The organism is Pseudomonas sp. NPDC089547, assembly GCF_050280665.1.
GTDB lineage: Bacteria > Pseudomonadota > Gammaproteobacteria > Pseudomonadales > Pseudomonadaceae > Aquipseudomonas.
Genome location: NZ_JBNNVS010000017.1, coordinates 99,744 through 123,780 on the forward strand (window position 1 = coordinate 99,744; position 24,037 = coordinate 123,780).

Annotated in this window: 18 protein-coding genes and 1 pseudogene; 13 read left to right on the forward strand and 6 right to left on the reverse strand. The window is 62.2% G+C overall.

What is annotated here, in order from left to right; translation table 11 throughout:
- Positions 1-44 precede the first annotated feature (44 nt).
- From ACQKPZ_RS14315 to ACQKPZ_RS14325, 3 genes are all read right to left on the reverse strand, one after another.
- Positions 45-359, reverse strand: a complete 315-nt coding sequence (locus ACQKPZ_RS14315) for a DUF2388 domain-containing protein (RefSeq protein WP_391130584.1) — start codon at positions 357-359, stop codon at positions 45-47.
- Positions 360-448: 89 nt separating this feature from the next.
- Positions 449-2,122: a GspE/PulE family protein gene (locus ACQKPZ_RS14320; protein WP_427539071.1), complete on the reverse strand. Its 1,674-nt coding sequence runs from the start codon at positions 2,120-2,122 to the stop codon at positions 449-451.
- A 213-nt stretch (positions 2,123-2,335) separates the two neighbouring features.
- Positions 2,336-2,641, reverse strand: a complete 306-nt coding sequence (locus tag ACQKPZ_RS14325; RefSeq protein ID WP_427539074.1) for a hypothetical protein — start codon at positions 2,639-2,641, stop codon at positions 2,336-2,338.
- A gap of 126 nt (positions 2,642-2,767) precedes the next feature.
- On the opposite strand from ACQKPZ_RS14325, the gene ACQKPZ_RS14330 reads away from it, so the two are divergent.
- The gene (locus ACQKPZ_RS14330) at positions 2,768-3,238 is read left to right on the forward strand and encodes an Lrp/AsnC family transcriptional regulator (protein WP_043198918.1); all 471 of its coding nucleotides are present in this window, start codon (positions 2,768-2,770) and stop codon (positions 3,236-3,238) included.
- Positions 3,239-3,411: 173 nt separating this feature from the next.
- On the opposite strand, the gene ACQKPZ_RS14335 is transcribed toward ACQKPZ_RS14330, so the two are convergent.
- On the reverse strand, positions 3,412-4,788 hold the full coding sequence (locus ACQKPZ_RS14335; RefSeq protein WP_427539077.1) for an inorganic triphosphatase: 1,377 nt from the start codon (positions 4,786-4,788) through the stop codon (positions 3,412-3,414).
- 116 nt (positions 4,789-4,904) lie between these two features.
- On the opposite strand from ACQKPZ_RS14335, the gene argE reads away from it, so the two are divergent.
- Together argE and argA are read left to right on the forward strand one after the other, a co-directional pair.
- On the forward strand, positions 4,905-6,047 hold the full coding sequence (gene argE / locus ACQKPZ_RS14340; RefSeq protein WP_427539080.1) for an acetylornithine deacetylase: 1,143 nt from the start codon (positions 4,905-4,907) through the stop codon (positions 6,045-6,047).
- A 124-nt stretch (positions 6,048-6,171) separates the two neighbouring features.
- The gene (gene argA, locus ACQKPZ_RS14345) at positions 6,172-7,470 is read left to right on the forward strand and encodes an amino-acid N-acetyltransferase (RefSeq protein ID WP_391130569.1); all 1,299 of its coding nucleotides are present in this window, start codon (positions 6,172-6,174) and stop codon (positions 7,468-7,470) included.
- A 150-nt stretch (positions 7,471-7,620) separates the two neighbouring features.
- Here the strand turns inward: argA and ACQKPZ_RS14350 are convergent, their stop codons facing one another.
- Positions 7,621-8,997 carry a glutamine synthetase family protein gene (locus tag ACQKPZ_RS14350; RefSeq protein WP_014592784.1) on the reverse strand — a complete coding sequence of 459 codons (1,377 nt, stop codon included), beginning with the start codon at positions 8,995-8,997 and terminating at the stop codon, positions 7,621-7,623.
- Between the two features lie 574 nt (positions 8,998-9,571).
- On the opposite strand from ACQKPZ_RS14350, the gene ACQKPZ_RS14355 reads away from it, so the two are divergent.
- From ACQKPZ_RS14355 to ACQKPZ_RS14385, 7 genes and pseudogenes are all read left to right on the forward strand, one after another.
- Positions 9,572-10,930: a glutamine synthetase family protein gene (locus ACQKPZ_RS14355; RefSeq protein ID WP_391130567.1), complete on the forward strand. Its 1,359-nt coding sequence runs from the start codon at positions 9,572-9,574 to the stop codon at positions 10,928-10,930.
- Positions 10,931-10,978: 48 nt separating this feature from the next.
- On the forward strand, positions 10,979-12,340 hold the full coding sequence (locus ACQKPZ_RS14360) for an aspartate aminotransferase family protein (RefSeq protein WP_427539083.1): 1,362 nt from the start codon (positions 10,979-10,981) through the stop codon (positions 12,338-12,340).
- Positions 12,341-12,510: 170 nt separating this feature from the next.
- Entirely contained in the window at positions 12,511-13,608 is a 1,098-nt protein-coding gene (locus tag ACQKPZ_RS14365) for a polyamine ABC transporter substrate-binding protein (RefSeq protein WP_427539086.1), read from the forward strand.
- 158 nt (positions 13,609-13,766) lie between these two features.
- Positions 13,767-14,861 carry a polyamine ABC transporter substrate-binding protein gene (locus tag ACQKPZ_RS14370; protein ID WP_110743330.1) on the forward strand — a complete coding sequence of 365 codons (1,095 nt, stop codon included), beginning with the start codon at positions 13,767-13,769 and terminating at the stop codon, positions 14,859-14,861.
- A gap of 71 nt (positions 14,862-14,932) precedes the next feature.
- Complete coding sequence (gene potA / locus ACQKPZ_RS14375) at positions 14,933-16,075, forward strand: polyamine ABC transporter ATP-binding protein (protein WP_372029124.1); 1,143 nt, start codon at positions 14,933-14,935, stop codon at positions 16,073-16,075.
- Complete coding sequence (locus tag ACQKPZ_RS14380; protein ID WP_391130555.1) at positions 16,072-16,992, forward strand: ABC transporter permease subunit; 921 nt, start codon at positions 16,072-16,074, stop codon at positions 16,990-16,992. The genes potA and ACQKPZ_RS14380 overlap by 4 nt, the downstream gene beginning before the upstream one ends.
- Positions 16,989-17,881 (forward strand): annotated as a pseudogene (locus ACQKPZ_RS14385) (ABC transporter permease subunit). Before ACQKPZ_RS14380 ends, ACQKPZ_RS14385 begins: the two are co-directional and overlap by 4 nt.
- Positions 17,882-17,987: 106 nt before the next feature.
- Here the strand turns inward: ACQKPZ_RS14385 and ACQKPZ_RS14390 are convergent.
- Entirely contained in the window at positions 17,988-18,443 is a 456-nt protein-coding gene (locus tag ACQKPZ_RS14390) for an REP-associated tyrosine transposase (RefSeq protein ID WP_427539089.1), read from the reverse strand.
- A gap of 314 nt (positions 18,444-18,757) precedes the next feature.
- Here ACQKPZ_RS14390 and ACQKPZ_RS14395 point away from each other — a divergent pair, with 314 nt between their 5' ends.
- From ACQKPZ_RS14395 to ACQKPZ_RS14405, 3 genes are read left to right on the forward strand one after another with little or no spacing between them, the layout of a single operon-like run.
- Positions 18,758-19,846, forward strand: coding sequence for an efflux RND transporter periplasmic adaptor subunit (locus ACQKPZ_RS14395; protein ID WP_427539092.1), 1,089 nt, complete (start codon positions 18,758-18,760; stop codon positions 19,844-19,846).
- The gene (locus tag ACQKPZ_RS14400; protein WP_427539095.1) at positions 19,843-20,907 is read left to right on the forward strand and encodes an efflux RND transporter periplasmic adaptor subunit; all 1,065 of its coding nucleotides are present in this window, start codon (positions 19,843-19,845) and stop codon (positions 20,905-20,907) included. The genes ACQKPZ_RS14395 and ACQKPZ_RS14400 overlap by 4 nt, the downstream gene beginning before the upstream one ends.
- Positions 20,904-23,957 (forward strand): efflux RND transporter permease subunit, encoded by a 3,054-nt coding sequence (locus ACQKPZ_RS14405; protein WP_427539098.1) that lies wholly within the window; start codon positions 20,904-20,906, stop codon positions 23,955-23,957. Before ACQKPZ_RS14400 ends, ACQKPZ_RS14405 begins: the two co-directional genes overlap by 4 nt.
- The last annotated feature ends 80 nt before the right edge of the window (positions 23,958-24,037 follow it).

Sequence of the window (24,037 nt, forward strand, 5' to 3'; positions counted from 1 at the left end):
AGCGGCCTTGTGTCGCGATAGGGGTGCAAAGCACCCCCAAGGATTTACTCGGCTACCGCATTCTTGGCCAGGATGGCATTGGCCAGTTCCATGTCCGAAGCCTGCATCCCCGGGTTCTCCGCCCGTACTTGCTTCAACGCTGCTTCCAGAAACGGCCCTCGAATGGCCCCTTCGCTGGCCACGAAGCTGCCGGCATCATCCTGTGCCGCTACTACCAGCTTGTGATCGTGCGAGGTCAGGTAGCTCGATGCCGTGGTGGCACCGGAAGTCATTATGTTACGCCAGAAGGTATCGGCCATGGCCGAGCCCACAGGCAGCGAAAGCAAGGCAGCGGCAGCGATGGCGGTTTTGAGACGCATGTTGAAACACCTCGAAGGGTGAGGGGGTTGAAGATGCGCGGTTGGATCTTTTCAGGCGAGGCAAGTTCCTGAATGCAACGGGCTTTTCGTCAGTTGCAGACGCGCAGCACTTCTTCCTCTCGCGTCTGCCCACTGGCCACTTTCGCCTCGCCACAACGGCGCAGGTCCACCAAGCCATCGGCCAGTGCCTGGCGCCGCAATCGGGTCAGGTCGGCGTTCGGGCCGATCAGTGCACGCAGGCTGTCGCTTGGCTCGAGCAGTTCGAACAACCCCGTGCGCCCATGAAAGCCGGTACCCCGACATGTGCGGCAGTTGGCTGATGCCGTCGCCTGGCAATCCGTGCACAGGGTACGCACCAGCCGCTGGGCCATGACGCCGATAAGCGTCGCCTTGATCAGGTAGTCGGCCACACCCAGTTCTTGCAGGCGGGTGATTGCCGAGCAGGCGTCGTTGGTATGCAGGGTCGACAGCACCAGATGCCCGGTCAGGGCTGCCTGCACCGCCACCAGGGCGGTTTCGCGGTCGCGGATTTCACCGATCATGATGATGTCCGGGTCCTGGCGCAGTAAAGCCCGCACACCGTCGGCAAAGCCCAGGTCCAGCGCCGGTTGGACCTGCAACTGGTTGAAGGCCGGCTCAAGTCGCTCGATCGGGTCTTCGATGGTGCACAGGTTGACCTGTGGCGTGGCCAGCAGCTTGAGGCTGGCGTACAGCGTGCTGGTCTTGCCGGAGCCAGTGGGGCCGGTAACCAGGATGATGCCTTGGCGTTGGCCAAGCAGGCCTTGCCACTGTGCCAGCTGCGCCCCCTCCAGGCCGAGGCGGTCGAAGCCGTCTTGCAATTGGTGCGGGTCGAACAGGCGCAGTACCAGCTTTTCGCCGAATGGCGTCGGCAGGGTCGACAGCCGCAACTCCACTTCGCGGCCCCTCGGCAGCCGGCTTTGCAGGCGGCCGTCCTGCGGCCGGCGCTTCTCGGCAACGTCCATGCGGCTCAGGTGCTTGAGGCGGCTGACCAGTGCCAGGGTTACCCCGGCGGGGAAGCTATAGACGGTGTGCAGCAGGCCATCTATGCGGTAGCGCAACTGGCCTTGTTCGCGTCGGGGCTCCAGGTGGATATCACTGGCGCGTTGTTCAATGGCGTACTGCAGCAGCCAGTCGACGATATGCACGATGTGCGCGTCGTCGGCGCTGGCCTCGGCCTGGCGCTTGCCCAGCTCCAGCAGCTGTTCGAGCTCGCCCAGGCGGGTCGATTGCTGGTGCTGTGCACCCTTTACCGACTGGGCCAGGCGGTGGAAGGCCTGCCCAGACTGGCGGATTTGTACCGGGCTGGCCAGCACGCGGCGGATTGGCCGGCCCAGGCTACGGGCCAGGTCCTGCTGCCAGTCATCCTGATAAGGCTGGGCGCTGGCGACGGTGATACCGGAAGGGTCGGCGGCGACGATGAGGATGCCATGGCGCTGGGCGAAGGCCGGGGATATCAGGCCGGTGACCTGGGGCAGGTCGAGTTGCATCGGGTCGATGCGCAGGTAAGGCTGGCTGACCTTGCCGGACAGCCATTGGCAGAGGCGGTCCAGGTCCAGGCATTGGCCTGGGTGCAGGCGGTTCTCCAGCCTGCAGGCGGCTATCTGCTCAAGCGGGTGGCTGGCCGGGTGGGCGGCGGCGTGTTCCAGGACTTGCAGGGTGTCATTGGCGTGCAGGTGCTGGTCGGCGAGCAGGGCTTCGAGCACCCGCCTGAGATCGAGTGCCGGGTTGTCGGGGGTGTGCATGAGGGGCGTCCGTGCCTGATGAGAGTGCTAGTCAAGGTTAGACGGACGGGGGAGGTTGATGGCGGTGAAGGGTTTCGGGATTTTGCGCTGCCGGTACTGGCCTCTTCGCGGGCACGCCCGCTCCCACAGGATCTGCACAGCATTTGAGGCTTGCGCTGGACCTGTGGGAGCGGGCGTGCCCGCGAAGAGGCCAGAGCAGGAACAACGGATACCTCAGACCACCGCCAACTCCACCCGCTGCTGGTTGGTCAGGCTCACCTCACCCACACACACCAGGTTACGTAGTTTCTGCGCAATCACCTCGGCCCTGTGCCAGCTCAGCCCGCCGATACCCACCTCGATGTTCAGCCAATCCTCGTGCTGGCTGACCTGCACGCTGTGTGGGGTCAGGAATTGCAGGGCAAACAGGTTGAGCACTCGGCACAGGCTGTCGGGTTCGGCTTCGGCCTGCAGGCGATAGTGGACGGTGCTGTGGGCGTTGCTGGCGGCCCAGGTGTCGGTACGGGGCTGTGCGTTCATGCTGGTCTCCGCGAATGTGGGAGAAATTCTTGCACGTTGGCTGCGGTATTTTTTCGCTATGATTTGGCTGTTTCGCGAACTTGGCGAATTGATCTATTCGAAAACAGCTTTTCTGGAGAAATATCAATGCACAGCGAGCTGGACGCCTACGACCGCCGCATCCTCGAACTGCTGCAAGAGGACGCTTCGCTGTCCAGTGCGCAGATTGCAGAGCGTGTGGGGTTGTCACAATCGCCGTGCTGGCGGCGCATTCAGCGCTTGAAGGAAGAGGGGGTGATTCGCGGGCAGGTGACCTTGCTGGACCGCAAGAAGGTTGGCCTGAACACGCAGATTTTTGCCGAGGTGAAGCTCAATGCCCACGGGCGCTCCAACTTTACCGAGTTTACCGAGGCGATCCGCGGTTTCCCGGAGGTACTGGAGTGCTATGTGCTGATGGGGTCGGTGGACTTTCTGCTGCGGATCGTCACCTCGGATATCGAGGCTTATGAGCGCTTTTTCTTCGAAAAACTGTCGAACGTGCCGGGGATTCAGGAGGTGAATTCGATTGTGGCGTTGTCGGAGATCAAATCCACCACAAGCCTGCCACTGTCGCGGTGAGGCCGCTTAACACCCGCTGACGCGGTCCCCTGTAGGAGCGGCCTTGTGTCGCGAAAGGGGTGCGAAGCGCCCCCAGGATTTGTGCATCAAGCAGATATTGCTGGGGCCGCTTTGCGGCCCTTTCGCGACACAAGGCCGCTCCTACAAGAGACCGCGTAAGCTTTCAGGAGGGCTCAAGCCTTGAGCAGGTGTTTCCAGCCGCGGCTCTGATCCACAGCACGAGCCTGCTCGATACGTGCCTCAAGCAGTTCATCAGGCTCTTCGCCCAATGGCAGCTCTGCCAGCTCATGCAGCTTTTTCAGATCGCCATACAGGCGGTCCATCTGCGGCGCCTCCAGTACCTGACGGGCATGGTGCAGCCACGCCAGCAGCTGTTCGATACGCGGCAATTGCTCGGCCAGGTCTTCGGGGCGCTGGGTGTACAGCGGCAGCTTCAGTGCACGGCCTTCTTCGCCCAGCAAATGCCCCAGCCAGCTGGCCAGTTGCGCCTTGCCCTGGCGTTCGCCACGGCCTTTGCGCTCTGCGGTCCAGGCACGGGCCAGCAGCCAGCGCGAGGTTTCCAGCGAGAACTGGCCCCAACGCACGTCTTCCAGCTCTTCGGCGAATTGCTCGGGGGCGGCGCGGCGGATGTCTTCGTCATCGTTACCGGCTTGTACCAGCGGGCGCCAGTCTTCCAGCAAGGCATCCAGGCTACTGCGCAGGTCGCGGGTAGTGGCACGCGGTGCGGCCTGGCCCAGGCTGGCGGTGATTGCGCGCAGCTCGCTCAGGCACTCGACCCAGTCCTGCAGCAGGCGCCAGTGGCCATTATGGCGATATTGCTCAGCCAGGCGCTGGGTGCTGCCCAGCAGTTGCCAGGCCAGCGCGGCGTAGGCGTCGTCCACAGCCATTTCGGCGTCCAGCTCGGTGTGTGGCAGGCCCAGCTCGTAGCTGTCCGGCTCCAGCAGGCGGTAGCCACGCTCCGCCTTGCTGATGTCGCAGGGCATCAGTGGCAGGCTGGCGGCCAGCTCGGCGGCAAGCTCCAGCAGGGCTTGCGGTTCACCCTCGCGCAGTTCGAGTTCCAGCTCGCAGATCTCTTCCTTGCGCTTGCCGGCAACCACAAAGCCCTGGTCCAGCGCGGCCTCGATCACGACCTTGCTTTTGCCACGGCCCCAGGCGATTTCAGCGAACTCGCGGGTGAAGTCGGTGGTGAACAGTGGCTTGATGGTCTTTTTGTCCAGCTCGGCCAGCTGCTCGGGCCAGCAGGTGGCGTCGAGCTTTTTCAGGTCGAGCTTGGCTTTGTCCAGGTTCCACTCGTACTCGTTGCGCTCGGACAGGCCCGCCACACTCTGGCCGCGGCACTTGAGGGTCTGGATGACCACATCGCCATCACGGCGCAGGCGCAGGGCGACACGCGCGGCGGACAGCTCACGCTCGGGGGTGTCGAAGTACTGGTTGGTCAGTTCGCGGGTCTGCCAGCCGGACTTGTTGCGCTTTTTCAGCAGAGGGTGCTCGCGCAGGGCGGCAAGGGTCTCGCGGCTGGCGCGGAGTTTCAGTTCGGTTTCTTTGTGCATCACAGACTCGAAGGGGGGGGCGTGGTTGGCAGAGAGTCTACAGCAGTCCGCTGCCAACGGTTTATTCCAGACAGCGGATAGTCCTATGATGGGCAACGCTTCCGAGGAGTATGTGCATGCCGTTGCCGACGCTGAAAGACCAGTTTGCCGCCTTGATCGCCGCGCCTTCGGTCAGTTGCACCCAACCTGCGCTGGATCAGTCCAACCGCCAGGTCATCGACCTGCTGGCGGGGTGGCTGGGCGACCTGGGTTTCAAATGTGACATCCAGCAGGTCACCCCCGGCAAGTTCAACCTGCTGGCCAGCCGTGGCACCGGCCCGGGTGGCCTGGTGCTGGCGGGGCACAGCGACACCGTGCCCTATGACGAACAGCTGTGGGCCAGTGACCCACTGAAGCTGACCGAGGTGGATGGCCGCTGGGTCGGCCTGGGCAGCTGCGACATGAAAGGGTTTTTCGCCCTGGTCATCGAAGCGGTCATCCCGCTGCTGGAGCACGACTTCAAGCAGCCGCTGCTGATCCTTGCCACCTGCGACGAAGAAAGCTCCATGTCCGGTGCCCGCGCCCTGGCCGAGGCCGGCCAGCCGCTGGGCCGTGCGGCGGTGATCGGCGAGCCGACCGGCCTGCGGCCGATCCGCATGCACAAGGGCATCCTCATGGACCGCATCGACATCCTCGGGCGCAGCGGCCATTCGTCGGACCCGAACCTGGGCCGTAGCGCCATGGAGGCCATGCACGCCGTGATGGGCGAGCTGATGGGCCTGCGCCAGCACTGGCAGCAAACCTACAGCAACCCGCAATTCACCGTGCCCACCCCGACCATGAACTTTGGCTGTATCCACGGTGGCGACAACCCCAACCGTATCTGCGGCCAGTGCGCCCTGGAGTTCGACCTGCGGCCGTTGCCGGGCATGGATGTGGAGCAGCTGCGTGCCGCCATTCGCGAGAAGCTGGTGCCCGTGGCCGAGCGCCATGATGTGCGTATCGACTACGCGCCGCTGTTCCCGGAGGTTCCGCCGTTCGAGCAGGCGGCCGATGCCGAGTTGGTGCAAGTGGCGCAGCGCCTGACCGGGCATCGCGCCGAAGCGGTGGCGTTCGGCACCGAAGCGCCTTATCTTCAGCAGCTGGGTTGCCAGACCATCGTGTTGGGCCCTGGCGACATTGCCTGTGCCCACCAGCCCGGCGAATACCTTGAAATGTCACGAATCGAGCCTACCGTGCGTCTATTGCGTGACCTGATCCGGCACTATTGCCTGGACTAAACGTCCATTGACCTGATTCGTTCCTGCCTAGAGGAGACCGCGCGTGACCGCAAGCCTGTTCCGACGATGATCCTGAACGCCCCCTGTATCGCCGTTCTCCGTCCACTTATCCACAGGCCCTGTCATGCCCGACTACGTCAACTGGCTGCGTCATGCCTCCCCGTACATCAACGCCCATCGCGACTGCACCTTCGTGGTCATGCTCCCTGGCGATGGGGTGGAACACCCTAATTTCGGCAACATCGTCCATGACCTGGTGCTGCTGCACAGCCTTGGCGTGCGGCTGGTGCTGGTGCATGGCTCGCGCCCGCAGATCGAAAGCCGCCTGGCTGATCGCGGGCTGACCCCGCACTACCACCATGGCCTGCGCATCACCGACGCAGCCACCCTTGATTGCGTGATCGATGCCGTTGGTGCCCTGCGCCTGGCCATCGAGGCGCGCCTGTCGATGGATATCGCTGCTTCGCCGATGCAGGGCTCACGCCTGCGTGTAGCGTCTGGCAACCTGGTGACCGCACGGCCGATCGGCGTGCTTGAAGGGGTGGACTACCACCACACCGGCGAAGTGCGCCGAGTCGACCGCAAGGGCATCAGCCGCCTGCTGGATGAGCGCTCCATCGTGCTGCTGTCGCCGTTGGGCTACTCGCCAACCGGTGAGATTTTCAACCTGGCCTGCGAAGACGTGGCCACCCGCGCTGCCATCGAGCTGGGCGCTGACAAGCTGCTGCTGTTCGGTGCCGAGCCGGGGCTGCTGGATGCAGATGGCAAGCTGGTGCGGGAGCTGCGCCCGCAGCAGGTTGCCCCGCATCTTCAGCGCTTGGGCAGCGACTACCAGGGCGAGTTGCTGGATGCTGCCGCCGAGGCCTGCAAAGGCGGTGTGGCGCGCAGCCATATCGTCAGCTATGCCGAAGACGGCGCCTTGCTGACCGAGCTGTTCACCCGTGGCGGTGGCGGTACGCTGGTGTCGCAGGAGCAGTTTGAAGTGGTGCGCGAGGCCACCATCGAGGACGTGGGTGGCTTGCTGGAGCTGATCAGCCCGCTGGAAGAGCAGGGCATCCTGGTGCGCCGCTCGCGCGAGGTGCTGGAGCGGGAGATCGAGCAGTTCAGCGTGGTGGAGCGCGAGGGCATGATCATCGCCTGCGCGGCGCTGTACCCGATTGCCGATTCCGAGGCAGGGGAGCTGGCGTGCCTGGCGGTGAACCCGGAGTACCGCCATGGCGGGCGTGGGGATGAATTGCTGGAGCGCATCGAGAGCCGGGCGCGGCAGATGGGGCTGAATACGTTGTTCGTGCTTACAACGCGTACCGCGCACTGGTTCCGCGAGCGTGGCTTTGCGCCAAGCGGGGTTGAGCGGCTGCCGGCGGCGCGGGCTTCGCTGTACAACTACCAGCGCAATTCGAAGATTTTCGAGAAGTCCCTGTAAGCCTGCACTGGCCTCTTCGCGGGCTCGCCCGCTCCCACAGGGTAATCACAAGGCTTGAAACCTGTGATGTACCTGTGGGAGCGGGCAAGCCCGCGAAGCAGGCGACACCGATCTCAAACAAAAACGCCGCCCTTATGGGCGGCGTTTTGTTTACACGGTATGCAGATACCAGTTGTACTCAAGGTCGGAGATCGAGTGCTCGAACTCCTCCAGCTCGCTTTCCTTGCACGCGACGAAGATGTCGATGTACTTCGGATCGATGTACTTGTTCAGGATCTCGCTGTCGTCCAGCTCGCGCAGGGCGTCGCGCAGGTTGTTCGGCAGGCTCTGCTCCAGCTGTTCGTACGAGTTGCCTTCGATCGGGGCGCCAGGCTCGATTTTGTTGGTCAGGCCATGGTGCACACCGGCCAACACAGCAGCCATCATCAGGTACGGGTTGGCGTCGGCACCGGCCACGCGGTGCTCGATGCGCACGGCGTCCGCCGAGCCGGTTGGCACGCGCAGGGCCACGGTGCGGTTGTCCAGGCCCCAGCTTGGCGCGTTCGGTACATAGAACTGCGCGCCAAAGCGGCGGTACGAGTTGACGTTCGGGCAAAGGAACGCCATGGACGCGGGCAGGGTCTCGAGCACACCGCCGACAGCGTGACGTAGCGCGGCGTTCTGCTCGGGATCCTCGCTGGTGAAGATGTTGTTGCCATCTTTGTCCAGCACGGAAATGTGTACATGCAGACCGTTGCCTGCCTGGCCCGGGTAGGGCTTGGCCATGAAGGTGGTGTCCATTTCATGGTCGTAGGCGATGTTCTTGATCAACCGTTTGAGCAGTACCGCGTAGTCGCAGGCCTTGAGCGGGTCTGCCACGTGGTGCAGGTTGACTTCGAACTGCGCCGGGGCGCTTTCCTTGACGATGGCGTCGGCCGGGATGCCTTGCTCTTTCGCGCCTTCAAGAATGTCCTGCAGGCAGTCGGCATATTCGTCGAGGTCGTCGATCAGGTACACCTGGGTCGACTGTGGGCGTTTACCCGAGATTGGCGAGCGCGGCGGTTGTGGGCGGCCGTTCACGTTCTCCTGGTCGATCAGGTAGAACTCCAGCTCGAACGCGGCGCAGATGGTCAGGCCCATGTCAGTGAACTTGCTCACCACCTGGCGCAGCACTTCACGCGGGTCGGCGAAGAACGGCTCACCTTCCAGCTCGTGCATGGTCATCAGCAGCTGGGCGGTAGGGCGCTTTTGCCACGGCTCGTTACAGAGTGTGTCGGGGATTGGATAGCAGATGCGGTCGGCATCGCCGATATCCAGACCCAGCCCGGTGCTTTCGACGGTGGAACCGTTGATGTCCAGGGCGAAGAGGGAGGCCGGCAGGTTGATGCCTTTCTCGTAAACCTTGTGGAGGCTGGTGCGCTCAATGCGCTTGCCACGCACCACACCATTCATATCTGCAATCAGAAGGTCAACGTAGAGAACCTCAGGATGTTCCTTAAGGAACGCGTTCGCTTCGTTAAGCTGAACGGCACGCGGGGGTACCGACATGATGCAACACCTTTGTTGTTAAAAATATCAATCAAGGGGGGCTTGCAAGACCAGTCAATCGAAAAGCCCTACTGATGTCAAGCCAACCCCATGATGCCCTGAAATGGCACATCTACGGCAGATTTGCTGCATATCGGGGCGTGCCATTATCCGCTATTTCACCTGTGAAGGGCTATCTCAAGCGTGCCGTCTTTTATTTTTTACGCAGGTGTTGTGTAAAAAAATGAACAAGGCTAAGCTCGGTCACAACCCAAAACACAATAATACGAGGGTCACATGGTCCGCTTGCCGCGACCTGAAAGCACTGCCTGCGCAGTGCCATCGGGTACCTCCGTCGTTTTTGCAAGCTTCGTCAATGGCGTGGCCGCCCTGGCCGCAATAATTGACGTTTGGCCTACCCGGACACGCCCTCGTAGCGGCTTGCCGCCTTTCGCTTCGTCTTTCTGCCTATCGAACTCATTACGGACACAGCTGTTTCCAGTGTATCCACTGTGGCTCTGCGCGGGGGTTTTTGCTTTAGCAACCTACTCCATCCAGAATCAAGTCGCGGACCACCTTACCTCCTGAGGTATTTATGAGTAACAACCTCGACCAGCTCACCGATTGGTTGAAAGAGCACAAGATCACCGAAGTCGAATGCATGATCAGTGACCTGACCGGCATCACGCGCGGCAAGATTTCGCCTACCAACAAATTCATCGCCGAAAAAGGCATGCGCCTGCCCGAGAGCGTGCTGCTGCAGACCGTGACCGGCGACTACGTCGACGACGACATCTATTACGAACTGCTCGACCCGGCCGACATCGACATGATCTGCCGCCCCGACGAGAACGCCGTGTTCCTGGTGCCGTGGGCCATCGAGCCGACTGCCCAGGTGATCCACGACACCTACGACAAGAAGGGCAACCCGGTCGAACTGTCGCCGCGCAACGTGCTGAAAAAGGTATTGAAACTCTACGCCGACAAGGGCTGGCAGCCGATTGTGGCCCCCGAGATGGAGTTCTACCTGACCAAGCGCAGCGAAGACCCGGACTTCCCGCTGCAACCGCCGGTTGGCCGTTCGGGCCGCCCGGAAACCGGCCGCCAGTCGTTCTCGATCGAAGCTGCAAACGAATTCGACCCGCTGTTCGAAGACGTCTACGACTGGTGCGAACTGCAACAGCTGGACCTGGACACACTGATCCACGAAGACGGCACGGCGCAGATGGAAATCAACTTCCGTCACGGCAACGCCTTGCACCTGGCTGACCAGATCCTCGTGTTCAAGCGCACCATGCGCGAGGCTGCGCTCAAGCACAACGTGGCCGCCACGTTCATGGCCAAGCCGATGACCGGCGAGCCGGGCAGTGCCATGCACCTGCACCAGAGCGTGGTCGACGTGGCCACCGGCAAGAACATCTTCAGCAACGAAGACGGCAGCATGAGCGAGCTGTTCCTCAACCACATTGGTGGCCTGCAGAAGTTCATCCCCGAGGCGCTGCCGCTGTTCGCCCCCAACGTCAACTCGTTCCGCCGCTTCCTGCCCGACACATCGGCGCCGGTAAACGTGGAGTGGGGCGAAGAGAACCGCACCGTCGGCCTGCGTGTGCCGGATGCCGGCCCGCAAAGCCGCCGTGTCGAGAACCGCCTGCCGGGCGCCGACGCCAACCCGTACCTGGCCATCGCCGCCAGCCTGCTGTGTGGCTACATCGGCATGGTCGAAGGCATCGAGGCCAGCGCGCCCGTACAGGGCCGTGGCTATGAACGCCGCAACCTGCGCTTGCCGTTGACCATCGAAGACGCCCTGGAACGCATGGAAAACAGCCGTGCGCTGGTGCAGTACTTGGGCAAGAAATTCATTACTGGCTACGTGGCCACCAAACGCGCCGAGCACGAAAACTTCAAGCGTGTCATCAGTTCCTGGGAGCGTGAGTTCCTGCTGTTCGCTGTCTGATCAACCCTGGTGCCGCTGGAGCGCGGCTGTCGAATAACGGAGAAGCACATGAGCGTCAACAACCCGCAAACCCGTGAATGGCAAACCCTGAGCGGGGAGCACCATCTCGCACCTTTCAGTGACTACAAGCAGCTGAAAGAGAAGGGGCCGCGCATCATCACCAAGGCCCAGGGTGTGCATTTGTGGGACAGCGAGGGGCACAAGATTCTCGACGGCATGGCTGGCCTGTGGTGCGTGGCGGTCGGTTACGGCCGGGAAGAACTGGTGCAGGCAGCCGAGAAGCAGATGCGCGAGCTGCCGTACTACAACCTGTTCTTCCAGACCGCCCACCCGCCTGCGCTGGAGCTGGCCAAGGCGATCACCGACGTAGCCCCCGAAGGCATGACCCATGTGTTCTTCACCGGCTCCGGCTCCGAAGGCAACGACACCGTGCTGCGCATGGTGCGCCACTACTGGGCGCTCAAGGGCAAACCGCACAAGCAGACCATCATCGGCCGCATCAACGGCTACCACGGCTCCACCGTGGCCGGTGCCAGCCTGGGCGGCATGAGCGGCATGCATGAGCAGGGCGGCCTGCCGATCCCGGGTATCGTGCACATCCCGCAGCCGTACTGGTTTGGCGAAGGCGGCGACATGACCCCGGACCAGTTCGGCGTGTGGGCAGCCGAGCAGCTGGAACAGAAAATCCTCGAAGTCGGCGAAGACAACGTTGCCGCCTTCATCGCCGAGCCGATCCAGGGCGCGGGCGGCGTGATCATCCCGCCTGAGACCTACTGGCCGAAGGTGAAGGAGATTCTGGCCAAGTACGACATTCTGTTCGTTGCCGACGAAGTCATCTGTGGTTTCGGCCGCACCGGCGAGTGGTTCGGCTCCGACTACTACGACCTCAAGCCCGACTTGATGACCATCGCGAAGGGCCTGACCTCCGGTTACATCCCCATGGGCGGTGTGATCGTGCGTGACACCGTGGCCAAGGTGATCAGCGAAGGTGGCGACTTCAACCATGGTTTCACCTACTCGGGCCACCCGGTGGCGGCAGCCGTGGGCCTGGAAAACCTGCGCATTCTGCGCGACGAAAAAATTGTCGAGAATGCGCGCACCGAAGCGGCACCGTATTTGCAAAAGCGTTTGCGTGAGCTGCAGGACCACCCGCTGGTGGGCGAGGTACGCGGCCTGGGCCTGCTCGGTGCAATCGAGCTGGTCAAGGACAAGGCCACCCGCAGCCGTTACGAAGGCAAGGGCGTAGGCATGATCTGCCGTAACTTCTGCTTCGAGAACGGCCTGATCATGCGTGCGGTGGGCGACACCATGATCATCGCGCCGCCGCTGGTAATCAGCCATGCGGAGATCGACGAGCTGGTGGAAAAGGCCCGCAAGTGCCTGGACCTCACCCTCGAAGCGATCAACTGAGCACCTGCTAGGCTAGCGATGTGACATTAAGTCGTTACAAGGCCCTGCTTTCCTTGAAACAGGGCCTTGGAACTTGCCAGACTAGCGGCTGCTTCAGTCGCCCAAACGCGTGTACTGCGGGACCTGGCTGCTGAACGGATGGCTAATCAAAAAAATCTGGAGCATGACGCATGAATAAAATGGGCAAGACGTTGCTGGCCGCAGCCCTGATGGGTGCCATGGCTACTGCTGCACAGGCTGAAGACAAGGTGTTGAACGTCTACAACTGGTCGGACTACATCGCGCCAGACACCATCGCCAAGTTCGAGAAGCAGACCGGCATCAAGGTCAAGTACGACGTCTTCGACAGCAACGAAACCCTCGAAGCCAAGCTGCTGGCAGGCAAGTCGGGCTACGACATCGTGGTACCGTCCAACAACTTCCTGGCCAAGCAGATCAAGGCCGGTGTGTACGAAGAGCTGGACCGTTCCAAGCTGCCGAACTGGAAGAACCTCGACACCGACCTGCTCAAAGCCGTTGGCGACGCCAGCGACAATGGCAACAAGCACGCCTTCCCATACATGTGGGGCTCTATCGGCATCGGTTACAACCCGGAGAAGGTCAAGGCCGCACTGGGTGTGGACAAGATCGACTCGTGGGACGTGGTGTTCAAGCCTGAGAACATCGCCAAGCTCAAGAGCTGCGGCGTGAGCTTCCTCGATGCCCCGACCGAAATGCTGCCGGCCGCGCTGCACTACCTTGGCCTGCCAAGCAACAGCACCAAGAAAGAAGACCTGAAGGCGGCCGAGGACCTGTTCCTCAAGATCCGTCCTTCGATCACCTACTTCCACTCGTCCAAGTACATCGGCGACATGGCCAACGGCAACATCTGCGTGGCCGTCGGTTACTCGGGTGACCTGGAGCAGTCCAAGGCCCGTGCCCACGAAGCTGGCGACAAGGTCAAAGTGGACTACGTGATTCCGAAAGAAGGTGCCGGCACCTTCTACGACATGGTCGCCATCCCGAAAGATGCCGAGCATAAAGACGCTGCCTACCAGTTCATGAACTTCCTGATGCAGCCAGAAATCATGGCTGAAATCACCAACGCCGTACGCTTCCCGAACGGTAACGAGGCTGCGACCCCGTTGGTCGACAAAGACATCACCAGCGACCCGAGCATCTACCCGCCAGCCGACGTGAAGAAGCAGCTGTACGCAATCGCTGCGCCTGATGCTTCGGTACAGCGTGTGATCACCCGCAGCTGGACCAAGATCAAGTCGGGCAAATAACCCCGATGCGGCACCTCTGGGCCGGGGTTTCCCGGCCCAGAGCCAGTGAAAGGCAATTGATGATTGCGGCATCGAAGCTGCGAAGGTAAGTTGCGCGCCGGTTTTGCGTGTGCGGCAGCATTGTCGCTACCCAGGCACTGATTGTGAGGAGCACCCACTTGTCTATTTCTGTATTCCGCAAGGCCTTGATGGCTGGCGCGGGCCTGACGCTGGCATGCAGCGTCCAAGCGGCGCCTACGGTGCATTTCTACAACTGGTCCGACTACATCGGCCCGACCACCCTTGCGGACTTCGAGAAAGCCACGGGCATCAAGCCTGTGCAGGACGTGTTCGACTCCAACGAAACCCTGGAAGGCAAGCTGCTGGCCGGTAACACCGGCTATGACGTGGTGGTGCCGTCCAACCATTTCCTCGGCAAGCAGATCAAGGCGGGCGCGTTCCAGAAGCTCGACAAGAACCTGCTGCCCAATTATTCCAACCTCGATCCGGCGTTGATGAAGCGCCTGGAAAAGAACGACCCGGGCAACCAGTACGCCGTGCCTTACCTGTGGGGCACCAACGGCATCGGTTACAACGTCGACAAGGTGAAGGCCGCGCTGGGCGTGGACACCATCGACTCCTGGGCTGTGCTGTTCGAACCCGAGAACATGAAGAAGCTCTCCAAGTGCGGTGTAGCCTTCCTCGACTCGGCGGACGAAATGCTGCCGGCGGTGCTCAACTACATGGGGCTCAACCCCAACAGCACCGACCCCAAGGATTATGCAAAAGCCGAGCAGAAGCTGCTGGCCGTACGCCCGTACGTGACCTACTTCCACTCGTCCAAGTACATCACCGACCTGGCCAATGGCGACATCTGCGTCGCGGCGGGTTTCTCGGGTGATGTGTTCCAGGCCAAGGCCCGCGCCGAAGAAGCGAAGAAGGGCGTGAACCTGGCCTACGCCATTCCCAAGGAAGGCGGCAACCTCTGGTTTGATGTGCTGGCGATTCCCAAGGACGCCAAGAACGTCAAGGAGGCCCACGCCTTCATCAACTATTTGCTGAAACCTGAGGTTATCGCCCAGGTCAGTGATTACGTCGGTTACGCCAACCCGAACCCCAAGGCTGGCGACCTGATGGACCAGGCCGTGAGGACTGACGCTGCGGTTTACCCACCGCAGGAAGTGCTGGACAAGATGTTCGTGAACTCAGAGTTGCCGCCCAAGGTGCAGCGCCTGATGACCCGTAGCTGGACCAAGGTCAAGTCGGGCAAGTAATTATCCAGACCCGCTGCGGTACCTGGAACACAGGCCGCGCGGGCACAAAAATCTTGTTGGGAGTTTCACTCATGGCAGTTGCCTCCGGTGCCTATAAAAAAGCCCTCGAGGGTGGCCAGCAACCCAAGCAGGTGCTGGTCAAGATCGACCGGGTTACGAAAAAATTCGACGAAACCGTAGCCGTGGACGATGTGTCCCTGGAAATCCGCAAGGGCGAGATCTTCGCCCTGCTGGGCGGCTCCGGTTCCGGCAAGTCCACCTTGCTGCGTATGCTGGCCGGCTTCGAGCGCCCGACTGAAGGGCGGATTTTCCTCGATGGCGTCGACATCACCGACATGCCGCCCTACGAGCGGCCAATCAACATGATGTTCCAGTCCTACGCGCTGTTCCCGCACATGACCGTGGCGCAGAACATCGCCTTCGGCCTGCAGCAGGACAAGATGCCCAAGGCCGAGATCGACGCCCGCGTGGCCGAGATGCTCAAGCTGGTGCACATGACCCAGTACGCCAAGCGCAAGCCGCACCAGTTGTCCGGTGGCCAGCGCCAGCGCGTGGCCCTGGCCCGCTCGCTGGCCAAGCGCCCCAAGCTGCTGCTGCTCGACGAGCCGATGGGCGCACTCGACAAGAAACTGCGTTCGCAGATGCAGCTTGAGCTGGTAGAGATCATCGAGCGCGTGGGCGTGACCTGCGTGATGGTGACCCACGACCAGGAAGAGGCCATGACCATGGCCCAGCGCATCGCCATCATGCACCTGGGCTGGATCGCCCAGATCGGCTCGCCGGTGGATATCTACGAGACCCCGACCAGCCGCCTGGTGTGCGAGTTCATCGGCAACGTCAACCTGTTCGAAGGTGAGGTCGTCGACGACGCCGAAGGCCACGCGATCATTGCCAGCCCGGAGCTGGAGCGCAAGATCTACGTGGGCCACGGCATTACCACCTCGGTGGAAGACAAGCACATCACCTACGCCCTGCGCCCGGAAAAGATGCTGGTCACCAGCCAGCAACCAACGTGCGAGCACAACTGGTCGCGTGGCAAGGTCCACGACATTGCGTACCTGGGCGGCCACTCGGTGTTCTACGTGGAGCTGCCGAGCGGCAAGGTTGTCCAGTCGTTCGTCGCCAACGCCGAGCGCCAAGGCACCCGCCCGACCTGGGGCGATGAAGTCTACGTGTGGTGGGAAGACGACAGCGGCGTGGTACTGCGGTCATGAAACTGCGCAAGCTCAAGCGAGCCTTCCAGCGCCTGACCCCGCAGGGGCGGCATGTGGTGATCGGCGTGCCGTTCATCTGGCTGTTCCTGTTCTTCATGCTGCCGTTCTTCATCGTGCTGAAGATCAGCTTTGCCGAAGCCGACGTGGCGATCCCGCCGTATACCGAGATCTACAGCTACGTCGAAGACAAGATCCAGTTGGTGCTCAACCTGGCCAACTACGGCCTGTTGACCGAGGATGAGCTGTACCTCTCGGCCTACCTGGGTTCGTTGAAGATGGCCTTCTTCAGCACCCTGCTGTGCCTGTTGATCGGCTTCCCGATGGCCTACGCCATCGCCAACGCCAAGAAAGAGACGCAAACGGTATTGCTGCTGCTGATCATGATGCCGACCTGGACCGCGATCCTGATCCGCGTCTATGCCTGGATGGGCATCCTCAGCAACAACGGCCTGCTCAACGGCTTCCTGCTGTGGACCGGGTTGATCGACCAGCCGCTGCAAATCCTCAACACCAACCTGGCGGTGTACATCGGCGTGGTCTATTCGTACCTGCCGTTCATGATCCTGCCGCTGTTCGCCAACCTGGTGAAGCATGATCCAGCGTTGCTGGAAGCGGCTTCGGACCTGGGTTCGAGCACCTTCAACAGCTTCTGGAAGATCACCGTGCCGCTGTCGAAGAACGGCATCATTGCCGGCTGCATGCTGGTGTTCATCCCGGTGGTGGGCGAGTTCGTGATTCCTGAACTGCTCGGCGGCCCGGAAACCCTGATGATCGGTAAGGTGCTGTGGCAAGAGTTCTTCAACAACCGTGACTGGCCGGTGGCTTCTGCCCTGGCGGTAGTGATGCTGGCGATCCTGATCGTGCCGATCCTGCTGTTCAACCGCAGCCAGGCCAAAGAAATGGAGGGCCGCGCATGAAACGCTTCAGTTTCTCCAAGCTGATGCTGGTGCTCGGCTTGCTGTTCATCTACCTGCCGATGCTGATCCTGGTGATCTACTCGTTCAACGCCTCGAAGCTGGTGACGGTGTGGGGCGGCTGGTCGGTGAAGTGGTACGTCGGCCTGCTCGACAACACCCAGTTGATGGGTTCGGTGATGCGCTCGCTGGAAATCGCCTGCTACACGGCGGTGGCGGCGGTGGCGCTGGGTACCCTGGCAGCCTTCGTGCTTACCCGGGTCACCCGCTTCAAGGGCCGCACGCTGTTCGGTGGCCTGGTCACCGCGCCGCTGGTAATGCCCGAGGTGATACCGGTCTGTCGCTGTTGCTGCTGTTCGTGGCCATGGCGCAGATGATCGGCTGGCCGCAGGAGCGCGGCATCGTCACCATCTGGATCGCCCACACCACGTTCTGCGCGGCGTATGTGGCGGTGGTGGTGTCGGCTCGCCTGCGTGAGCTGGACCTGTCGATTGAAGAGGCAGCGATGGACCTGGGTGCCAAGCCGTGGAAGGTGTTCTTCCTGATCACCATCCCGATGATCGCGCCATCGCTGGCGGCGGGCGGCATGATGTCGTTCGCCCTGTCGCTGGATGACCTGGTACTGGCCAGCTTCGTGTCCGGCCCGGGTTCGACCACCTTGCCGATGGAAGTGTTCTCGGCGGTGCGCCTGGGCGTGAAGCCGGAGATCAACGCCGTGGCCAGCCTGATCCTGTTGTCGGTGTCGCTGGTGACCTTCTTTGTCTGGTACTTCAGCCGCCAGGCCGAAGAGCGTCGTCGCAAGGCGATTCAGCAGGCGATCGAAGAGGGTGCGGCGGCCAATGCCTCGCAGCCGCAGGTCAAGCGCCCGACTCAGGTGGCTGCGTCCGCCTGACCCGGCCCCTTCGCGGGCTTGCCCGCTCCCACAGGTACAGCACAAGTCTCAAGGCCTGCGCTCTCCCTGTGGGAGCGGGCAAGCCCGCGAAGGCCCCAGCACCGATTCAAAGCCATACCGCATCCCAGTGTGGATAATCCCTGACACTCCTGACCAATCCAGCCCTCAAGGGATTGGCAACGATGTACCGGGCCACATGCACCACACTCTCTTCCCGCCGCAATGCATGGTCGTGGTATCCCGGTTGCCATATCGGCTTGTGCCTGACACCTGCCTTGCGCAAGGCAACAGCAGTGCGTGATTTGAATTTGCGCATCAGTGTTCCCAATGCCACTTCCTTCAACTCGATCAGCCAATGCAGATGGTCGGGCATCACTACCCAGGCTAACGACCGGCAGTCCTGAATGTCATCGGAGACCCGCAGGTGTTTGACCACCAGGCGAGCGTGGTCGAAGTCATGGAACAGTGGCAGGCGCAGGTGTGTTTTGGTGGTCAGCATGTAGAGCCTGCCTGGCTCGGAAAAGCGCCCACGGCGCAGAAGGCGGGATTCGGCTAACGGCATTGTGATCTTCCTTGAATTTGAACCTCCTTTTGAAAGTAGTGGCTGGAGCGGGGTGGCCGGGTGGTTGATGGTTTCAGGATTTGACTGAACCATGTGCTTGGCTGTGCCGGCCCTTTCGCGGGCTTGCCCGCTCCCACAGGTACAGCGCAAGTCTCAAGGCCAGCGATCTCCCTGTGGGAGCGGGCGTGCCCGCGAAAGGGCCCGCGCAGGCGCCGACAATGCCGAACTGATCCCCGTCAGTGATGTTTATCGAACCCTGAACTACGCTCACAGTCGCATCCCACAAATCATTTGTGCGCAAGCAAGGAGCCAGCATGGCGTTGATACGTCCGCTGTCGGTCGTTTGCCTGGGGCTGCTGTACATGCTCACCGGCTGTAGCAAGGAAGAGGTCCCCGAGACGCTGCCTCGGGTTGGTGTGCAACAGGTCCAACCAACGGATTTCGCTGCCAGGGTCACCCTGACGGGCGATGTGCAAGCGCGGGTGCAGACCGACTTGTCGTTCCGCGTGGGCGGCAAGATCATTTCCCGTAGCGTCGATGTGGGCGACCACGTCAAGGCCAACCAGGTGCTGGCACGCCTGGACCCGAAAGACCTGCAGAACAACGTCAACTCGGCCAAGGCCGAGGTGTTCGCCGCGCAGGCGCGGGTTACCCAGACCAGCGCTGCCTTCGTGCGCCAGCAAAAACTGTTGCCCAAGGGTTACACCAGCCAGAGCGAATACGATTCCGCTGAAGCTGCGCTGCGCAGCAACCAGAGCGCACTCAAGGCCGCCCAGGCGCAACTGGCCAATGCCAACGAACAACTCAGCTATACCGCGCTGGTCTCGGAAGCCGCCGGGGTCATCACCGAGCGCCAGGCCGAGGTCGGCCAGGTGGTGCAGGCGACCATGCCGATCTTCGGCCTGGCCGTCGATGGCGACCGCGATGCAGTGTTCAACGTTTATGAATCTTTGCTGGTGGCACCGCCCAGCGACGCCGGTGTGATCGTGAGCCTGCTGGACGACCCCAAAATCCAGGCACACGGCTTTGTCCGCGAAATCACCCCTACCGTGTCGGCGCAAAGCGGCACGGTGCAGGTGAAGGTAGCCCTGAAGGACGTGCCTGCGGGCATGCAGCTGGGCGCACCGGTAACGGCCAGCACCAATGCGGTGGGGCGGCCGAGCATCGAATTGCCATGGTCGGCGTTGACCAAGGCCCTGCATGAGCCGGCCGTCTGGGTAGTGGGCGAGGGCGACAAGGTCGAACTGCGCAAGGTCGAGGTCAGCCGTTACCTGACCGGCAAGATCGTCGTCGCCAGCGGCTTGCAGGCTGGCGAGACCGTGGTGGTCACTGGTAGCCAGTTGCTGCACCCCGGCATGCAGGTGCAGAAGATCGATGCCAAGGCCCAAGGGGGTGAGCTATGAAGCGCCTGCTGATGCTGTCGGCCGGCCTGCTGCTGGCTGCCTGCGGCAGCGAGGAGCAAGCACCAGAGCCGGTCCGCCCGGTGCTGTCGGTGACGGTAGAGCCCCAGGTGCAGTCGCAACTGGGCCGTTTTGCCGGCAATATCGAGGCGCGTTTTGAAAGCACCTTGGGCTTCCGGGTTGCCGGGCGCATTGCCCGGCGTTGGCTGGATGTGGGGGCCCAGGTCAAGCCGGGCGACACACTGGCCACGCTGGACCCCACCGACCAGCAGAACCAGCTGCGTGCCGCCGAAGGCGACCTGGCCAAGGTGCAGGCGCAATGGATCAACGCCCAGGCCGATGCCCGCCGCCAGCAACAGCTGTATGACCGAGGCGTCGGTGCCCAGGCCCAGCTGGATATCGCCCAGACCAACCTGAAAACCACCAGTGCTGCGCTGGAGCAGGCGCGCTCTGCGCTCAGCCAGGCGCGTGACCAGCTCGACTACAGCACCCTGCGCACCGACCACGCTGCCGTGATCACCGCCTGGCAGGCCGAGGCCGGGCAAACCGTCACTGCCGGGCAGGCCGTGGTGACCCTGGCGCGGCCCGATGTGAAGGAGGCGGTGATTGACCTGCCGATCGGTCTGGCCGAGCAACTGAACAAGGACCTGACCTTCACCGTCGCCTCGCAGCTCGACCCCACCATCAACACCACCGCCACCCTGCGCGAGCTGGAGCCGCAGGCCGACCCGACAACCCGTACCCGCCGTGCCCGCCTGACCCTGGCAAGCACCCCGGCTGCGTTCCACCTGGGCACTGCGGTCAGTGTGACCCTGACTTCGCAAGTGTCCCCGCGCAGCGAGCTGCCCTTGAGTGCCTTGCTTGAGCGTGACGGCAAGACCCAGGTGTGGGTGATCGACACCCGGCAGAAAACGGTCGGCACCCGTGACGTCACCCTGATCGACCGCACGCCCGACAGCATCGTCCTGGCCTCCGGCGTGCAGCCCGGTGAGCGCGTGGTGACTGCGGGCGTGAACAGCCTCAAGCCTGGCCAGAAGGTCACCTTCGACGAGGATGCGCAATGAAAGGCGGCTTCAACCTGTCCGACTGGGCACTCAAGCATCAATCGTTCGTCTGGTACCTGATGTTCGTCGGCCTGTTGATGGGGATTTTTTCCTATTTCAACCTGGGCCGTGAAGAAGACCCGTCGTTCACCATCAAGACCATGGTCATCCAGACCCGCTGGCCCGGTGCAACCCAGGACGAAACCCTGTACCAGGTCACCGACCGCATCGAGAAAAAGCTCGAGGAACTCGATTCGCTCGACTACACCAAGAGCTACACCCGCCCCGGCGAATCCACGGTCTATGTGTACCTGCGTGATACCACCAAGGCCAAGGACATCCCGGACATCTGGTACCAGGTGCGCAAGAAGATCCAGGACATCCGTGGCCAGTTCCCCGCCGGTATCCAGGGGCCCGGGTTCAATGACGAATTCGGCGACGTTTTCGGCTCGATCTACGCCTTTACTGCCGACGGCCTCACCCTGCGCCAGTTGCGGGACTACGTAGAGCAGGCGCGGGCCGAAGTACGCGATGTGCCCAACATCGGCAAGATCGAATTCATCGGTACCCAGGACGAAGTGCTGTACCTGAACTTCTCCACCCGCAAGCTGGCCGCCCTGGGCATTGACCAGCGCCAGGTCATGCAGGCCCTGCAAGCGCAGAACGCAGTTACCCCGGCCGGGGTGATCGAGGCCGGGCCGGAGCGCATCTCGGTGCGTACCTCTGGGCAGTTCGCCTCGGAAAAAGACCTGCAAACCGTCAACCTCAAGATCAACGACCGGTTCTTCCGCCTGGCCGATATCGCTGACATCGAGCGCGGCTATGTCGACCCGCCGTCACCAATGTTCCGCTACAACGGCCAGACCGCCATTGGCCTGGCCATTGGCATGAAGGCGGGCGGCAACATGCAGGTATTTGGTGCTGCGCTGAAAAAGCGCATGGACCAGGTGATCCAGGATTTGCCGATTGGCGTTGGCGTACACACCGTGTCGGACCAGGCGGTGGTGGTCAAGCAGGCGGTTGGCGGCTTCACCAGCGCGCTGTTCGAAGCGGTGGTGATCGTGCTGGCAGTAAGCTTCGTCAGCCTTGGCATGCGTGCCGGCCTGGTGGTGGCCTGCTCGATTCCGTTGGTACTGGCCATGGTGTTCGTGTTCATGGAGTACAGCGGCATCACCATGCAGCGCATTTCGCTGGGCGCGCTGATCATTGCCCTGGGCCTGCTGGTGGACGATGCGATGATCACCGTCGAGGTGATGGTCACGCGCCTGGAAATGGGCGAGAGCAAGGAGCAGGCGGCAACCTTTGCCTATACCTCCACGGCCTTCCCGATGCTCACCGGTACCCTGGTGACGGTGGCCGGCTTTGTGCCGATCGGGCTCAACGCCAGCTCTGCCGGCGAGTACACCTACACCTTGTTCGCGGTCATTGCCGTGGCCTTGCTGGTGTCATGGATCGTTGCCGTGTTCTTCGCCCCGGTGCTGGGGGTGCACATTCTCAGCAGCAGCAAGCTCAAGGCCCACGAAGCCGAGCCCGGGCGGGTCGGCCGGGCATTTGAAGGCGGGCTGCTGTGGTGCATGCGCCATCGCTGGCTGACCATCATCGGTACCATCCTGCTGTTTGCCCTGTCGCTGTTCAGCATGCGCTTCGTGCAGAACCAGTTCTTCCCCTCGTCGGATCGCCCGGAGATCCTGGTTGACCTCAACCTGCCGCAAAACGCTTCGATCGAAGAGACGCGCAAGGTGGTCGACCGCTTCGAGGCGCGGATCAAGGACGACCCTGACCTGGTGCACTGGAGCACCTACATTGGCCAGGGTGCCATCCGCTTCTACCTGCCGCTCGACCAGCAGCTGCAGAACCCCTATTACGCCCAGCTGGTGATAGTCAGCAAGGGCTTCGAAGAGCGCCAGGGCATGATGGAGCGCTTGCAGAAGATCCTGCATGAAGAGTTCGTCGGCATCGGCACCAACGTGCAATCGCTGGAAATGGGCCCGCCGGTGGGCCGGCCGATCCAGTACCGGGTCAGTGGCGCCAGTATCGACGAGGTTCGCAAGCACGCCATCGACCTGGCCACCTTGCTCAACCAGAACGAGCACATCGGCGAGATGATCTACGACTGGAACGAGCCCGGTAAGGTGCTGCGCGTGGAAATCGCCCAGGACAAGGCACGCCAGCTGGGGTTGTCGTCTGAAGACGTGGCCAATGTGATGAACAGCATTGTCAGTGGCGTGCAGATCACCCAGGTTAACGACAGCATCTACCTGGTCAACGTGGTCGCCCGTGCCGAAGACAGCGAACGCGGCTCGCCCGATACCTTGCAGAACCTGCAGATCCTTACCCCCAACGGCACCTCGATCCCGCTGCTGTCATTCGCCACCGTGCGCTACGAGCTGGAGCAGCCGCTGGTATGGCGCCGCGATCGCAAGCCGACCATCACCATCAAGGCCTCGGTCAACGGCGAAATCCAGCCTACCGACCTGGTGGCCGAACTGAAGCCCAAGATCGACGAGTTTGCCAGCAAGCTGCCGGTCGGCTACGAAGTGGCGACGGGGGGTACGGTGGAAGAAAGCGGCAAGGCCCAGGGGCCGATTGCCAAAGTCATCCCGCTGATGCTGTTCCTCATGGCGACCTTCCTGATGATCCAGTTGCACAGCGTGCAGAAGCTGTTCCTGGTGGTCAGCGTGGCGCCGCTGGGGCTGATTGGCGTGGTGCTGGCGCTAGTGCCGACGGGCACACCGATGGGCTTTGTGGCGATCCTGGGCATCCTGGCACTGGCGGGCATCATCATTCGCAACTCGGTGATCCTGGTAACCCAGATCGACGAGTTCGAAGCGCAGGGCTATGCCCCTTGGGACGCGGTGATGGAAGCGACCAACCACCGCCGCCGGCCGATCTTGCTGACGGCCGCCGCGGCGAGCCTGGGCATGATCCCGATTGCCCGCGAGGTGTTCTGGGGGCCGATGGCCTACGCCATGATTGGCGGCATCATCAGCGCAACGCTGCTGACGCTGCTGTTCCTGCCGGCGTTGTATGTGGCCTGGTACAAGATCCGCGAGCCAGAAAAACACAACTGAAGCCTTGTACGGACCCTGTGGGAGCGGGTTCACCCGCGAATACGATGGTGGAGCTACCGTCGTATTCGCGGGTGAACCCG

Excerpts from the sequence above, each read along its gene's own strand:
- ACQKPZ_RS14315 (WP_391130584.1), bottom strand. The coding sequence starts at position 359 with ATGCGTCTCAAAACCGCCATCGCTGCCGCTGCCTTGCTTTCGCTGCCT.
- ACQKPZ_RS14320 (WP_427539071.1), bottom strand. The coding sequence starts at position 2,122 with ATGCACACCCCCGACAACCCGGCACTCGATCTCAGGCGGGTGCTCGAA.
- ACQKPZ_RS14325 (WP_427539074.1), bottom strand. The coding sequence starts at position 2,641 with ATGAACGCACAGCCCCGTACCGACACCTGGGCCGCCAGCAACGCCCAC.
- ACQKPZ_RS14330 (WP_043198918.1), top strand. The coding sequence starts at position 2,768 with ATGCACAGCGAGCTGGACGCCTACGACCGCCGCATCCTCGAACTGCTG.
- ACQKPZ_RS14335 (WP_427539077.1), bottom strand. The coding sequence starts at position 4,788 with ATGCACAAAGAAACCGAACTGAAACTCCGCGCCAGCCGCGAGACCCTT.
- argE (WP_427539080.1), top strand. The coding sequence starts at position 4,905 with ATGCCGTTGCCGACGCTGAAAGACCAGTTTGCCGCCTTGATCGCCGCG.
- argA (WP_391130569.1), top strand. The coding sequence starts at position 6,172 with ATGCCCGACTACGTCAACTGGCTGCGTCATGCCTCCCCGTACATCAAC.
- ACQKPZ_RS14350 (WP_014592784.1), bottom strand. The coding sequence starts at position 8,997 with ATGTCGGTACCCCCGCGTGCCGTTCAGCTTAACGAAGCGAACGCGTTC.
- ACQKPZ_RS14355 (WP_391130567.1), top strand. The coding sequence starts at position 9,572 with ATGAGTAACAACCTCGACCAGCTCACCGATTGGTTGAAAGAGCACAAG.
- ACQKPZ_RS14360 (WP_427539083.1), top strand. The coding sequence starts at position 10,979 with ATGAGCGTCAACAACCCGCAAACCCGTGAATGGCAAACCCTGAGCGGG.
- ACQKPZ_RS14365 (WP_427539086.1), top strand. The coding sequence starts at position 12,511 with ATGAATAAAATGGGCAAGACGTTGCTGGCCGCAGCCCTGATGGGTGCC.
- potA (WP_372029124.1), top strand. The coding sequence starts at position 14,933 with ATGGCAGTTGCCTCCGGTGCCTATAAAAAAGCCCTCGAGGGTGGCCAG.
- ACQKPZ_RS14380 (WP_391130555.1), top strand. The coding sequence starts at position 16,072 with ATGAAACTGCGCAAGCTCAAGCGAGCCTTCCAGCGCCTGACCCCGCAG.
- ACQKPZ_RS14390 (WP_427539089.1), bottom strand. The coding sequence starts at position 18,443 with ATGCCGTTAGCCGAATCCCGCCTTCTGCGCCGTGGGCGCTTTTCCGAG.
- ACQKPZ_RS14395 (WP_427539092.1), top strand. The coding sequence starts at position 18,758 with ATGGCGTTGATACGTCCGCTGTCGGTCGTTTGCCTGGGGCTGCTGTAC.
- ACQKPZ_RS14400 (WP_427539095.1), top strand. The coding sequence starts at position 19,843 with ATGAAGCGCCTGCTGATGCTGTCGGCCGGCCTGCTGCTGGCTGCCTGC.
- ACQKPZ_RS14405 (WP_427539098.1), top strand. The coding sequence starts at position 20,904 with ATGAAAGGCGGCTTCAACCTGTCCGACTGGGCACTCAAGCATCAATCG.